The sequence below is a fragment of the Streptomyces sp. NPDC048718 genome, from assembly GCF_043198875.1.
In the GTDB taxonomy this organism is placed as follows: domain Bacteria; phylum Actinomycetota; class Actinomycetes; order Streptomycetales; family Streptomycetaceae; genus Streptomyces.
In genome coordinates this window covers 50,924-65,304 of sequence record NZ_JBICVG010000010.1, presented here as the reverse complement: position 1 = coordinate 65,304, position 14,381 = coordinate 50,924, and the positions used below count along the sequence as shown (strand labels likewise).

General features: G+C 69.5%; 10 protein-coding genes and 1 pseudogene. 8 read left to right on the top strand and 3 right to left on the bottom strand.

What is annotated here, in order from left to right; genetic code table 11:
* Position 1: 1 nt before the first annotated feature.
* The 3 genes from yidD to rpmH are packed head-to-tail and all read right to left on the bottom strand — an operon-like array spanning position 2 to position 853.
* Positions 2-328 carry a membrane protein insertion efficiency factor YidD gene (yidD, locus tag ACGFRB_RS20280; RefSeq protein WP_361227152.1) on the bottom strand — a complete coding sequence of 109 codons (327 nt, stop codon included), beginning with the start codon at positions 326-328 and terminating at the stop codon, positions 2-4.
* On the bottom strand, positions 325-696 hold the full coding sequence (gene rnpA / locus ACGFRB_RS20275) for a ribonuclease P protein component (RefSeq protein ID WP_363003576.1): 372 nt from the start codon (positions 694-696) through the stop codon (positions 325-327). Before rnpA ends, yidD begins: the two co-directional genes overlap by 4 nt.
* A gap of 19 nt (positions 697-715) precedes the next feature.
* Entirely contained in the window at positions 716-853 is a 138-nt protein-coding gene (gene rpmH / locus ACGFRB_RS20270; protein WP_015659252.1) for a 50S ribosomal protein L34, read from the bottom strand.
* Between the two features lie 383 nt (positions 854-1,236).
* Here rpmH and dnaA point away from each other — a divergent pair, with 383 nt between their 5' ends.
* The 8 genes and pseudogenes from dnaA (at position 1,237) to ACGFRB_RS20230 (ending at position 14,310) form a co-directional block, all read left to right on the top strand.
* Positions 1,237-3,075 (top strand): chromosomal replication initiator protein DnaA, encoded by a 1,839-nt coding sequence (gene dnaA / locus ACGFRB_RS20265; protein ID WP_363003578.1) that lies wholly within the window; start codon positions 1,237-1,239, stop codon positions 3,073-3,075.
* A 1,172-nt stretch (positions 3,076-4,247) separates the two neighbouring features.
* Complete coding sequence (gene dnaN, locus ACGFRB_RS20260) at positions 4,248-5,378, top strand: DNA polymerase III subunit beta (RefSeq protein ID WP_363003580.1); 1,131 nt, start codon at positions 4,248-4,250, stop codon at positions 5,376-5,378.
* Between the two features lie 137 nt (positions 5,379-5,515).
* Positions 5,516-6,391, top strand: a complete 876-nt coding sequence (gene gnd, locus ACGFRB_RS20255) for a phosphogluconate dehydrogenase (NAD(+)-dependent, decarboxylating) (RefSeq protein WP_393244698.1) — start codon at positions 5,516-5,518, stop codon at positions 6,389-6,391.
* 59 nt (positions 6,392-6,450) lie between these two features.
* Positions 6,451-7,569 (top strand): annotated as a pseudogene (gene recF, locus ACGFRB_RS20250) (DNA replication/repair protein RecF); the annotation flags it as partial.
* 164 nt (positions 7,570-7,733) lie between these two features.
* Positions 7,734-8,270, top strand: a complete 537-nt coding sequence (locus ACGFRB_RS20245; RefSeq protein ID WP_361227138.1) for a DciA family protein — start codon at positions 7,734-7,736, stop codon at positions 8,268-8,270.
* Positions 8,271-8,878: 608 nt separating this feature from the next.
* Positions 8,879-10,909: a DNA topoisomerase (ATP-hydrolyzing) subunit B gene (gene gyrB, locus ACGFRB_RS20240; protein WP_363003584.1), complete on the top strand. Its 2,031-nt coding sequence runs from the start codon at positions 8,879-8,881 to the stop codon at positions 10,907-10,909.
* Positions 10,910-10,950: 41 nt separating this feature from the next.
* Complete coding sequence (gyrA, locus tag ACGFRB_RS20235; protein ID WP_363003586.1) at positions 10,951-13,596, top strand: DNA gyrase subunit A; 2,646 nt, start codon at positions 10,951-10,953, stop codon at positions 13,594-13,596.
* 123 nt (positions 13,597-13,719) lie between these two features.
* Positions 13,720-14,310, top strand: coding sequence for a DUF3566 domain-containing protein (locus ACGFRB_RS20230; RefSeq protein ID WP_393244695.1), 591 nt, complete (start codon positions 13,720-13,722; stop codon positions 14,308-14,310).
* Positions 14,311-14,381: the final 71 nt, after the last annotated feature.

Genomic DNA, 14,381 nt, shown 5'->3' with positions numbered 1-14,381 from the left:
ATCAGGCTCCTTGAGCATTGGGCGAGGTCTCTGCGGCCGGGCTCGTCTCGGCGGAGAGCCCGCCCTCGTCCCCGCGCAGGGCATGGCGCAGCGTTTCGTGCCAGCGCGGTCGCTTGCGCGGCGGGACATGGTCCACGCCGCCGGGCGACCACGGGTTGCACCGCAGGATGCGCCAGGCGGTCAGGGCAGTGCCCTTGATCGCGCCATGCCGGTCTATGGCCGTGAATCCGTAGTGGGAACACGACGGGTAGTACCGGCAGACAGGGCCCAGGAGCGGGCTGATCGTCCACTGGTACAGCTTGATGAGAGCCAGCAGCGGGTACTTCATCGCGTGCCCCCTCCCAGCAGTCGCTGGAGAGCGGCATCCAGGTCGCGGGCCAGTTGTGCGTGGTCGGCGTCACCGGCTCCGGGCAACGCCCGTACGACCACCAGGCTACCGGGGGGCAGCACGGTGAGCCGGTCGCGCACGAGATGGCGCAGGCGCCGCTTGACCTGGTTGCGGACGACCGCGCCGCCTACGGCCTTGCTCACGACGAAACCCGCACGTGCCGGAGGAGCGCTCTCCCCTGACGCGTGCGGGTCCGTTGCACCGCTGCGTAGATGGACGACGAGGAGTGGGCGTCCGGCCCTGCGCCCTCGTCGTACCGCGATCGCGAAGTCCTCGCGCCGCCTCAGCCGATTCTCGGTAGGCAGCACGTCATGACCTGTGCGCGGATCAGGCGGACAGGCTCGCGCGACCCTTGGCGCGGCGGTTCGCCAGGATGGCGCGGCCGGCACGGGTACGCATGCGCAGGCGGAAGCCGTGGGTCTTCGCGCGACGACGGTTGTTCGGCTGGAAGGTGCGCTTGCTCACTCGGGGGCTCCAGAAATGATTCGTTGGTGGCGGGACATCGCCTGGCTGTCACCGTGCGCCCACGAGTAGCTCGCAATACGCCCGAGTGCACCGCTTCGTGATCACATAGGGTGACCTTTGCCCATCGGAGGCAGGCGGCAGCAGCCATCGACAACTCGACTTGGTTACGGTACGCGCGGCTACGCCATCCGGTCAAACCGGCCCGTCACAAGGGGCCCTTGTACACAGGCTGTGGACAACGACTTGAACCACGTCAGCCGCCCCGACTACCGTGGCAGAACTCCACAGTCTTTTTCCGTTCTGTCCTTACCTGTCCTGACCGGACTCCCATTGATCGTCCCCGAGAACCACACCTTCGTGGGACCTGCGAGGAAGCGTGCCCCGTGGCTGACGTACCTGCCGATCTTGCCGCAGTGTGGCCGCGCGTCCTCGAACAGCTTCTCGGGGAGGGCCCACAGGCGGTAGAGCCCAAGGACAAGCAGTGGATCGAGCGCTGCCAGCCGCTCGCCCTGGTCGCCGACACCGCGCTGCTCGCGGTCCCCAATGAATACGGCAAGCAGGTCCTGGAGGGCCGGCTCGCGCCGCTGATCAGCGAGGCCCTCAGCCGCGCCTGCGGCCGTCCGATCCGGATCGCGATCACCGTCGACGACTCGGCCGGCGAGCCGACGCCGCCCGCCCCGCCCGGGCCGCAGGCCCCGCAGCCGTATGGGAAATACGACACCTACGAGAAGTCGTACGACTCCTACGACGACTACGGCCGGCCCATGCCCGAGGACGGGCTGCCGACGGCCCGCCCCGCCTATCCCGAGTACCAGCAGCCGCAGCGCCCCGCCCCGGGCGTCTGGCCGCGCGCCCAGGACGACGTCAGCGCCTGGCAGCAGCAGCGGCTCGGCGGTTTCCAGGACCGCGAGCCGGCCGGGGAGCAGTGGCGCGAGCCGTACGGGACGCAGCGCCCGCAGCAGTCCCCGTCGTCGCGCTACGACGAGCGTTCCTCGTACGAGCAGCCGCAACGCCCCGAGCGGGCCGAGCTGCCGGCGCCGGAGGCACCGGGCCAGGGCCACGGTCCCCGGCAGAATTCCGGCGGCCATGGCGGCCATGGCGGTCCGGGCGGCCCCCAGGGCCGCGGCGGCGCGGGCGGTCACTCCGGCCCGTCGGGCCAGGGCGGCGGGGCCGGCGGTCCCGGCGAGCCGCACGCCCGGCTGAACCCCAAGTACCTCTTCGACACCTTCGTCATCGGTTCCTCGAACCGCTTCGCGCACGCGGCCGCCGTCGCGGTGGCCGAGGCGCCGGCGAAGGCGTACAACCCCCTCTTCATCTACGGCGAGTCCGGGCTCGGCAAGACCCACCTGCTGCATGCCATCGGGCACTACGCACGCAGCCTCTACCCGGGCACCCGGGTGCGGTACGTGAGCTCCGAGGAGTTCACCAACGAGTTCATCAACTCGATCCGTGACGGCAAGGGCGACGCGTTTCGCAAGCGCTACCGCGACGTGGACATCCTGCTCGTCGACGACATCCAGTTCCTCGCGAGCAAGGAGTCGACGCAGGAGGAGTTCTTCCACACGTTCAACACGCTGCACAACGCCAACAAGCAGATCGTGCTGTCCTCGGACCGGCCGCCCAAGCAGCTGGTGACCCTGGAGGACCGGCTCCGCAACCGCTTCGAGTGGGGCCTGACCACGGATGTGCAGCCGCCCGAGCTGGAGACGCGGATCGCGATCCTGCGCAAGAAGGCCGTCCAGGAGCAGCTGAACGCGCCGCCGGAGGTGCTGGAGTTCATCGCGTCCCGGATCTCACGGAACATCCGTGAGCTGGAGGGCGCGCTGATCCGGGTGACCGCGTTCGCGAGTCTGAACCGGCAGCCGGTGGACCTCGGGCTCACCGAGATCGTGCTCAAGGACCTCATCCCCGGCGGCGAGGACAGCGCCCCGGAGATCACCGCGAGCGCGATCATGGCGGCGACGGCCGACTACTTCGGGCTGACGGTGGAGGACCTGTGCGGTTCCTCACGCAGCCGCGTGCTGGTCACCGCCCGTCAGATCGCCATGTACCTGTGCCGTGAGCTCACGGATCTGTCGCTGCCGAAGATCGGCGCGCAGTTCGGCGGCCGGGACCACACCACGGTCATGCACGCGGACCGGAAGATCCGCGCGCTGATGGCCGAGCGGCGCTCCATCTACAACCAGGTCACCGAGCTGACCAACCGCATCAAGAACGGCTGAGCCGCGGCCGAGCGGGCCGTCGAAACGCCTCGAAGGGCGCCCCGGGACACCTCCTGGGGCGCCCTTCGCGTGTTCCGTGGCCGGGCGGGGAGCCGGCGGGCGGCCAAGGGAGCTGAGCTGAGAAAGAGGGGCACAGGCGGCGTACGGCGGCCGGAAGAGCAGTGGGAAACGGCGCATGGGCCCGAGAACGGCCGCGAGGGTCGTGGTGCGGCGGCCGGGAGAGGAGCGAGGAGAGAGGAAAGCGGCGAGCGGGCGGGTGAACGCCATGCGGTGGACGACTGCCGCCGGCGCGCCCGGGGAAGGACTTCGAGAGACGTACGGGAAGCGCCCTCAGCGGGCCCCAGGACGGCTCCGGAAGGGCTCCGAAAGGCCTCCGAAGAGGCTTCGGGAGGGCCGATCGAGGGCCGAACGAGGGCTTCGGCGGTCGAGGAGACCGTCTCCGGCGAGCCGAGTCTGTTCGATTAAGCCGCTCCGCTACCCGGTTCTCCACAGATTGAGGGATGATCTTCCGTCCACAGGGTGGGGACCACCGAGTTATCCGGAACGCATCCACAGGCGCCCGCGCTGACTGGCCATCACCCCAGCTCAGAGGGGTGTGGAATTGTTGGCAACTTTCATCCACAGCCTGTGGATGAAAGTTTCGTCCACAGGCGGCCCTCGGACTTGTCCACCGGCCGCCCACAGGCAGGGGTCCCTTACCCACACCTTCTCCACACCCCTGTCCACTGTTCGGCAACGAAACGCCCGGGCTCACTGCCCCGAGTGAAAGCGGTCACACCGACGGCGACGTTTGGGCTGTGGGGAACGTGGGAAAACCTGGGGACGGAGCTGTGGGGAACAGGGCCCGGCCTGTGCATGGGGTGTGCAGAACTTTCCGGTGTCCACAGCGGACCCCGGTTTTCCACCGGTTCCACCCACAGGGGCAGTGGACAAAATTTGCGGCCTGACCTGCATGGATGGCGTTATCCACGGTTTCCACAGGCCCTACTACTACTCCCACCCATAGTTAGCTCGGAATCCGTTTTGAAGCGGGGCCTGTGCACAACTCGATGCCGGGACCCCGACCTCCTCTTGTCGCGACTTGACCCCGAGCCGCACCGAGTGTCGGCGGCGTACGTCAGACTGGATCCCGCAGTCGACGAAGAGCCAGCAACAAGCAGGAGGCGGTTCCGGTGAAGATCCGGGTGGAGCGCGATGTACTCGCGGAGGCGGTGGCGTGGGTGGCCCGCAGCCTTCCGGCCCGTCCGCCGGCGCCCGTACTCGCGGGCCTTCTGCTGAAGGCCGAGGACGGCGCGCTGAGCTTCTCGAGCTTCGACTACGAGGTCTCCGCCCGCGTCTCCGTCGAGGCCGAGGTCGAGGAGACCGGCACCGTCCTGGTCTCCGGCCGCCTGCTCGCCGACATCTGCCGCGCCCTGCCCAACCGCCCGGTGGAGATCTCCACCGACGGTGTGCGCGCGACCGTGGTCTGCGGCTCCTCCCGCTTCACCCTCCACACCCTGCCCGTGGAGGAGTACCCGGCGCTGCCGGAGATGCCGACCGCGACCGGCACCGTCCCCGGCGAGATCTTCGCCGCGGCCGCCGCCCAGGTCGCCATCGCCGCCGGCCGTGACGACACGCTCCCGGTGCTCACCGGTGTGCGCATCGAGATCGAGGGCGACACGGTCACCCTGGCCTCCACCGACCGCTACCGCTTCGCCGTCCGCGAGTTCCTGTGGAAGCCGGAGTCCCCGGACGCCTCCGCCGTCGCGCTGGTGCCCGCGAAGACCCTGCTGGACACCGCCAAGGCGCTGACCAGCGGTGACACGGTCACCCTGGCGCTCTCCGGCTCCGGCAAGGGCGAGGGCCTGATCGGTTTCGAGGGCGCGGGCCGCCGTACCACCACCCGCCTGCTCGAGGGCGACCTGCCGAAGTACCGGACGCTCTTCCCCACCGAGTTCAACTCGGTCGCGGTGATCGAGACCGCCCCGTTCGTCGAGGCCGTCAAGCGTGTCGCCCTGGTGGCCGAGCGCAACACCCCGGTCCGGCTCAGCTTCGAGCAGGGTGTGCTGATCCTGGAGGCCGGCTCCAGCGACGACGCACAGGCTGTGGAGCGGGTCGACGCGCAGCTGGACGGCGACGACATCTCGATCGCCTTCAACCCGACCTTCCTGCTGGACGGTCTGAGCGCGATCGACTCCCCGGTCGCCCAGCTCTCCTTCACGACCTCCACCAAGCCGGCCCTGCTCAGTGGCCGTCCGGCGGTCGACGCGGAGGCGGACGAGACGTACAAATACCTGATCATGCCGGTGCGCCTGAGCGGCTGACCGGCCGGCGGGGCCACCGGAGACGGACAGGCCCCGCGTACCCCCGGGCGGAGCCCCGGGGGAAGGTGTGCGCCCGCGTCCCGGCGTAGGCTCGGACGCGGGTAGGAACCGCACACACGACGCTTAAGGAATCTCTGATGGAGCTCGGTCTCGTCGGTCTCGGCAAGATGGGCGGCAACATGCGCGAGCGGATTCGCCGCGCAGGCCACACCGTCGTCGGATACGACCGCAACCCGGACCTCGCCGATGTCCACAGCCTCGAAGAGCTTGTGGGCAAGCTCAAGGGTCCGCGCGTCGTGTGGGTCATGGTCCCCGCCGGTGCCGCGACCCAGTCGACCATCGACGAGCTGGCGCGGCTGCTGTCCCCGGGCGACGTCGTCGTCGACGGCGGCAACTCGCGCTGGACCGACGACGAGAAGCACGCCGAGGAGCTGGCGGCCAAGGGCATCGGCTTCGTCGACTGCGGCGTCTCCGGCGGTGTCTGGGGCCTGGAGAACGGCTACGCGCTGATGTACGGCGGCGACGCCGAGCACGTGGCCCGGGTCCAGCCGGTCTTCGACGCGCTCAAGCCGGAGGGCGAGTTCGGCTCCGTCCACGCGGGCAAGGTCGGCGCCGGCCACTTCGCGAAGATGGTCCACAACGGCATCGAGTACGCGATGATGCAGGCCTACGCCGAGGGCTGGGAGCTCCTGGAGAAGGTCGACTCGGTCGAGAACGTCCGCGAGATCTTCCGCTCCTGGCAGGAAGGCACCGTCATCCGGTCCTGGCTGCTGGACCTCGCGGTCAACGCCCTCGACGAGGACGAGCACCTGGCGCAGCTGCGCGGCTACGCGTCGGACTCCGGCGAGGGCCGGTGGACCGTCGAGGCCGCCATCGACAACGCCGTCCCGCTGCCGGCGATCACCGCCTCGCTGTTCGCGCGGTTCGCCTCGCGTCAGGACGACTCGCCGCAGATGAAGATGATCGCCGCGCTGCGCAACCAGTTCGGCGGCCACGCGGTCGAGAAGAAGTAGCAATCCACAGGCTGTGCACCGCGCGGTGCACAGCCGGCCGGGGAAGGTCGGCGCCCACCATGCACGTCACGCATCTGTCGCTGGCCGACTTCCGCTCCTACGCCCGGGTCGAGGTCCCGCTCGATCCGGGCGTCACCGCGTTCGTGGGCGCGAACGGCCAGGGCAAGACCAATCTGGTCGAGGCCGTCGGCTATCTCGCCACCCTCGGCAGTCACCGGGTCGCCTCCGACGCCCCGCTGGTGCGGATGGGCGCCGAGCGGGCCGTCATACGGGCCGCGGTCACCCAGGGCGAGCGCTCCCAGCTGGTCGAGCTCGAACTCAACCCGGGCCGCGCGAACCGGGCCCGTATCAACAGGTCCTCGCAGGTCAAGCCGCGTGACGTGGTGGGGATCGTACGGACGGTGCTGTTCGCACCGGAGGATCTCGCGCTCATCAAGGGCGACCCTGGTGAGCGCCGGCGCTTCCTCGACGAACTGATCACGGCGCGCGCGCCGCGCATGGCGGGCGTGCGCTCCGACTACGAGCGGGTGCTCAAGCAGCGCAACACCCTGCTGAAGTCCACGGCCATGGCCCGGCGGCACGGCGGGCGTTCCCTGGACCTGTCCACCCTGGACGTCTGGGACCAGCATCTGGCCCGGGCCGGCGCCGAGCTGCTCGCCCGGCGGCTGGATCTGATCGAGGTGCTGCGCCCGCTCGCCGACAAGGCGTACGAGCAGCTTGCGCCGGGCGGCGGCCCGGTCCAGCTGGAGTACCGCTGCTCGGCGCCCGGCTCCGGGCACACCCGCGAGGAGCTGTACGGGCAGCTGCTCGCCGCGCTCGCCGACCATCGCAAGCAGGAGGTCGAGCGGGGCGTCACGCTGGTCGGCCCGCACCGCGACGATCTGCTCCTGAAGCTGGGCGATCTGCCGGCCAAGGGGTACGCGAGCCATGGCGAGTCCTGGTCGTACGCCCTGGCGCTCCGGCTCGCCTCGTACGAGCTGCTGCGCTGCGAGGGCAACGAGCCGGTGCTGGTCCTCGACGACGTCTTCGCCGAGCTGGACGCGCGCCGCCGGGAGCGGCTCGCGGAGCTGGTGGCCCCCGGTGAGCAGGTGCTGGTCACGGCGGCGGTCGACGACGACGTGCCCGGGGTGCTGGCGGGGACGCGGTACGCGGTGTCCGGCGGGACCGTCGAGCGGATCACGCGCGGGGAGCCGGGCACGGTTTCCGGCGTACCCGATTCCGCGGCACCGGTGGAGCTTGAGCCCCAGGCTGCCGAGCCCGCCGAGCCCGCCGAGCCGATCGAACCGGTCGAACCTGTGGAGAGGCCGGCCGGGTCGTGAACGGAGAAAGTTCCCCACAGCCTGTGGACAAGCCGGAGGCCGCCAAGGCCCCCGAGCCGTCCGGCGTGGATCTCGCGCGCGTCGCGCTGCGCGCCGCCAAGGAGCAGGCCCGTGCCCGGGGCGCGGCGGCGGCCCAGAAGAAGCAGGCCCGGCGCGGCGGCGGACTGCGCTCCGGGGCCCGCGCGGACGGTCGGGACCCGATGGCGCTCGGCGCCGCGATCACCCGGCTGATCACCGAGCGCGGCTGGGAGACGCCGGCGGCGGTCGGCGGTGTCATGGGCCGCTGGCCGCAGATCGTGGGCGAGGACCTGGCCAAGCACTGCGTCCCGCTGAAGTACGACGAGGAGCCGGACCAGCGGGTGCTCACCGTGCAGTGCGACTCCACGGCGTGGGCGACCCAGCTGCGGCTGCTGGCGCCTCGGCTGGTGGCCCGGCTGAACGAGGACCTGGGGCACGGCACCGTACGGATGATCAAGGTCCTGGGGCCGGGCGGACCGCGCCGCGGCTACGGGCCGCTGCGGGCGCCCGGAAGCGTCGGCCCGGGGGACACCTACGGGTAGACCCCACCCGCCCGACCCGGCCGCCCGACCCACGCTCTCGATCCCGGCACCCGCCCGAAGAACAAGGGCTTCCCGGGCGGCGCGAGCGGCTTGAGTACCGGGAATCGTCCCGGTACCTCCCCATCTCCACAATCTCCTCACCGTCACGGCCCCGGATCTTCGCGGGACCGGCTTTCAGGGCCCGGCTCCGCCTCCGGGTATCGCACCGGTGACCCTGCGCACCCCCCGGCACTCCGCAGGGTCCCCACGGTGTCCCTCGATACCCGCGCCCACCTGCGCGGACTCGTGGGCTGACTCGTGCGCGTCGGGGTGTTCCGCGGCGCGTTCGCCGCCCCCCGATCCGGGGGAAACGCCCCCAAACCCCCGCCCTGACCGCCGGTCGCCACTACGCGCTACGACCGGAAGCGCTAGGTGGCCGTCTAAGGCCCCTGAAGCCCCTCCCTTGATATGGGGAGTCGTCTTCCGCCCGCTCAGGGCGGCACATGAGCTTTCAGGGACCGGCAAACCCCCATGACTGTCAGTGGTACCGGTAGACTGGGAGCCAATCCCGCCACACTGCGGAACATGTCGAACGACGCAGCCGCTCCCGCATGCCCGGAGAACGGCCTGTGCTGTGCCAGAAAGGGCGCTTCGTGGCCGATTCCGGCAATTCCAACGAGAACAACCAGTACACCGCCAGCAACATCCAGGTCCTCGAAGGCCTGGATGCGGTGCGCAAGCGCCCTGGCATGTACATCGGCTCGACCGGCGAGCGCGGCCTGCACCACATGGTGCAGGAGGTCGTCGACAACTCGGTCGACGAAGCCCTGGCCGGGCACGCGGACACCATCCACGTCACGATCCTGGCCGACGGCGGCGTGCGCGTCGTCGACAACGGCCGCGGCATCCCCGTCGGCATCGTCGAGTCCGAGGGCAAGCCGGCCGTCGAGGTCGTGCTGACGGTCCTGCACGCGGGCGGCAAGTTCGGCGGCGGCGGTTACGCGGTCTCCGGTGGTCTGCACGGCGTCGGTGTCTCCGTCGTCAACGCCCTCTCCACCAAGGTCGCGGTCGAGATCAAGACCGACGGCCACCGCTGGACGCAGGACTACAAGATGGGCGCGCCGACCGCGCCGCTGGTCCAGCACGAGGCGACCGAGGAGACCGGTACGTCGGTCACCTTCTGGTCCGACCCCGAGATCTTCGAGACCGTCGAGTACTCCTTCGAGACGCTCTCGCGCCGCTTCCAGGAGATGGCCTTCCTCAACAAGGGCCTCACCATCACGCTCACCGACGAGCGCGAGTCGGCCAAGGCCACCGTCGGTGCCGACGACCCGGACGCCGAGGCCGCCGCCGAGCCCACCGCGCGCACGGTGAAGTACCACTACGAGGGCGGCATCGTCGACTTCGTGAAGTACCTCAACTCGCGCAAGGGCGACCTGGTCCACCCGACCGTCATCGACGTCGAGGCCGAGGACACCGAGCGGCTGCTCTCCGTCGAGATCGCGATGCAGTGGAACTCGTCGTACAGCGAGGGCGTGTACTCCTTCGCGAACACGATCCACACCCACGAGGGCGGTACGCACGAGGAGGGCTTCCGCGCCGCGCTGACGACCCTCGTCAACAAGTACGCGCGCGAGAAGAAGCTGTTGCGCGAGAAGGACGACAACCTCACGGGTGACGACATCCGCGAGGGTCTGACCGCGATCATCTCGGTCAAGCTCGGCGAGCCGCAGTTCGAGGGCCAGACGAAGACCAAGCTCGGCAACACCGAGGCGAAGACCTTCGTCCAGAAGGTCGTCTTCGAGCATCTGACGGACTGGTTCGACCGCAACCCGAACGAGGCCGCGGACATCATCCGCAAGGGCATCCAGGCCGCCACCGCGCGCGTGGCCGCGCGCAAGGCGCGCGACCTGACCCGCCGCAAGGGTCTGCTGGAGTCGGCGTCGCTGCCGGGCAAGCTGTCCGACTGCCAGTCGAACGACCCGACCAAGTGCGAGATCTTCATCGTCGAGGGTGACTCCGCCGGCGGCTCCGCGAAGTCCGGCCGCAACCCGATGTACCAGGCCATCCTGCCGATCCGCGGCAAGATCCTGAATGTCGAGAAGGCCCGGATCGACAAGATCCTCCAGAACACCGAGGTCCAGGCGCTGATCTCCGCCTTCGGCACCGGTGTGCACGAGGACTTCGACATCGAGAAGCTCCGCTATCACAAGATCATCCTGATGGCGGACGCCGACGTCGACGGTCAGCACATCAACACCCTGCTGCTGACGTTCCTCTTCCGCTTCATGCGCCCGCTGGTCGAGGCCGGTCACGTCTACCTCTCCCGTCCGCCGCTCTACAAGATCAAGTGGGGCCGGGACGAGATCGAGTACGCGTACTCGGACCGTGAGCGCGACGCGCTCGTCGAGCTGGGCAAGCAGGCGGGCAAGCGCATCCGCGAGGACTCGATCCAGCGCTTCAAGGGTCTCGGCGAGATGAACGCCGAGGAGCTCCGCGTCACCACCATGGACGTCGACCACCGTGTGCTCGGCCAGGTCACCCTGGACGACGCGGCGCAGGCCGACGACCTGTTCTCGGTGCTGATGGGCGAGGACGTCGAGGCGCGGCGCTCGTTCATCCAGCGCAACGCCAAGGACGTTCGCTTCCTCGACATCTGAGTCGGTCTCAGCTGACCGTACGAAAGGACTGACGACCAGCAATGGCCGACGAAACCACGCCGACCGGCACCACCGAAGAAGAGGGCCCGCAGATGCGGATCGAGCCCGTCGGGCTCGAGACCGAGATGCAGCGCTCGTATCTCGACTACGCGATGTCCGTCATCGTCTCCCGCGCGCTCCCCGACGTCCGCGACGGCCTCAAGCCGGTGCACCGCCGCGTCCTGTACGCGATGTACGACGGCGGCTACCGGCCCGAGAAGGGCTTCTACAAGTGCGCCCGCGTCGTCGGTGACGTCATGGGTAACTACCACCCGCACGGCGACTCCTCGATCTACGACGCCCTGGTCCGCCTCGCCCAGCCCTGGGCGATGCGGATGCCGCTCGTCGACTCCAACGGCAACTTCGGCTCCCCGGGCAACGACCCGGCCGCCGCCATGCGCTACACCGAGTGCAAGATGGCGCCGCTGTCGATGGAGATGGTCCGCGACATCGACGAGGAGACCGTCGACTTCACGGACAACTACGACGGCCGCTCCCAGGAGCCGACCGTTCTGCCCGCCCGCTTCCCGAACCTGCTGATCAACGGCTCCGCCGGTATCGCGGTCGGCATGGCGACCAACATCCCGCCGCACAACCTGCGCGAGGTCGCCGACGGCGCCCAGTGGTTCCTGGATCACCCCGAGGCGAGCCACGAGGAGCTTCTCGACGCGCTCATCGAGCGCATCAAGGGCCCCGACTTCCCGACCGGCGCGCTCGTCGTCGGCCGCAAGGGCATCGAGGAGGCGTACCGCACGGGCCGCGGCTCCATCACGATGCGCGCGGTCGTCGAGGTCGAGGAGATCCAGAACCGCCAGTGCCTGGTGGTCACCGAGCTGCCCTACCAGACCAACCCGGACAACCTCGCGCAGAAGATCGCCGACCTGGTGAAGGACGGCAAGATCGGCGGCATCGCCGACGTCCGCGACGAGACCTCCTCGCGTACCGGCCAGCGCCTCGTCATCGTGCTCAAGCGCGACGCCGTCGCCAAGGTCGTCCTCAACAACCTGTACAAGCACACCGACCTCCAGACGAACTTCGGCGCCAACATGCTGGCGCTCGTCGACGGCGTGCCGCGCACCCTCTCCCTGGACGCGTTCATCCGGCACTGGGTGGCGCACCAGATCGAGGTCATCGTGCGCCGGACGAAGTTCCGGCTGCGCAAGGCCGAGGAGCGCGCCCACATCCTGCGCGGTCTGCTCAAGGCCCTCGACGCGATCGACGAGGTCATCGCGCTGATCCGGCGCAGCGACACGGTCGAGGTGGCCCGCGGCGGCCTGATGGACCTGCTGGCGATCGACGAGATCCAGGCCAACGCCATCCTCGAGATGCAGCTGCGCCGGCTCGCCGCCCTGGAGCGTCAGAAGATCGTCGCCGAGCACGACGAGCTTCAGGCGAAGATCAACGAGTACAACGCGATCCTGGCCTCGCCGGAGAAGCAGCGGACGATCGTCAGCGAGGAGCTGGCGGCGCTGGTCGACAAGTTCGGCGACGACCGCCGCAGCCAGCTGGTGCCCTTCGACGGCGACATGTCCATCGAGGACCTGATCGCCGAGGAGGACATCGTCGTCACCATCACGCGTGGCGGCTATGTGAAGCGGACGAAGACCGAGGACTACCGCTCGCAGAAGCGCGGCGGCAAGGGTGTGCGCGGGACGAAGCTGAAGCAGGACGACATCGTCGACCACTTCTTCGTCACCACCACCCACAACTGGCTGCTCTTCTTCACCAACAAGGGCCGTGTCTACCGCGCCAAGGCGTACGAGCTGCCGGACGCCGGCCGGGACGCCCGCGGTCAGCACGTGGCCAACCTGCTGGCCTTCCAGCCGGACGAGCAGATCGCCCAGATCCTGGCGATCCGCGACTACGAGGCCGCGCCGTACCTGGTCCTGGCGACCAAGGGCGGTCTGGTGAAGAAGACCGCGCTGAAGGACTACGACTCGCCCCGTTCCGGTGGTGTCATCGCGATCAACCTGCGCGAGCGGGACAACGGCGCCGATGACGAGCTGATCGGCGCCGAGCTGGTGTCGGCGACCGACGACCTGCTCCTCATCAGCAAGAAGGCGCAGTCGATCCGCTTCACCGCGACGGACGACTCGCTGCGTCCGATGGGACGAGCGACGTCCGGTGTCAAGGGGATGAGTTTCCGTGAGGACGACGAGCTTCTCTCGATGAATGTCGTCCGGCCCGGTACGTTCGTCTTCACCGCGACCGATGGTGGCTACGCCAAGCGCACCGGGGTCGACGAGTACCGCGTCCAGGGCCGCGGTGGCCTCGGCATCAAGGCCGCCAAGATCGTGGAGGACCGCGGTTCGCTCGTGGGCGCGCTGGTGGTGGAGGAGACGGATGAGATCCTCGCCATCACGCTGTCCGGCGGTGTGATTCGTACGCGAGTCAACGAAGTCAGGGAGACCGGCCGTGACACGATGGGCGTCCAGCTGATCAACCTGGGCAAGCGCGATGCCGTCGTCGGCATCGCCCGCAACGCCGAGGCGGGTGGCGAGGACGACGACGTGGACGGCGATGTGGACGGCGACGGCGACGGCAACGTCGAGGTCGGCGGCGAGGTCGACGTCGACGGCGGCGCCGATGGCGGTGTCGAGGAAGCAGCCGAGTCGGCCGGTGGGGCCGAGGCGGCCGAGGGCATGTAAGCCCCGGCCGGGGAGCACGAGGAGTAGAGCGTGAGTGGAGCCACGGGCACCGGTCCGGTCGACGGACGGTCCGCAGGATCAAACGGTGCCCGTGGCTCCGCCACGGACTCCCAGGGGGTTACGGTGACGGACACTCGGGGGCAGCAGCCCTCGTACGAGGCCTACAACGGGCCGCTGCCCGGCGAGCGCGCCGGTGAGCGGCAGCAGGGCCCGTACCACCCGCCGCAGGCGTACGGCGCCGGCGGTCAGGGCGCGGCCACCAAGGCAGGGGGCGGGACGCAGGGCGGCCAGAACGGGGCCGAGGCGACGCGCAAGCCCCGTACGGGCGCGCGCACCACGCCGCGCACCCGCAAGGCGCGCCTGCGGGTCGCCAAGGCCGATCCGTGGTCGGTGATGAAGGTGAGTTTCCTGCTCTCCATCGCGCTCGGCGTGTGCACGGTGGTGGCGGCTTCGGTGCTGTGGATGGTCATGGACGCCATGGGCGTCTTCTCGACCGTCGGCGGCACCATCAGCGAGGCCACCGGCTCCAACGAGTCGAACGGCTTCGACCTGCAGTCCTTCCTGTCGCTGCCGCGGGTGCTGATGTTCACCTCGGTGATCTCCGTGATCGACGTCGTCCTGATGACGGCGCTGGCGACGCTGGGCGCGTTCATCTACAACCTGTCGGCGGGCTTCGTGGGCGGTGTCGAGCTGACGCTGGCCGAGGACGAGTGAGACGCGTGGGGGCCGCCCCGGGAAACCGATTTTGGGACTGGCCCCCACGTGCGCTAATCTTCAGGAGTCAG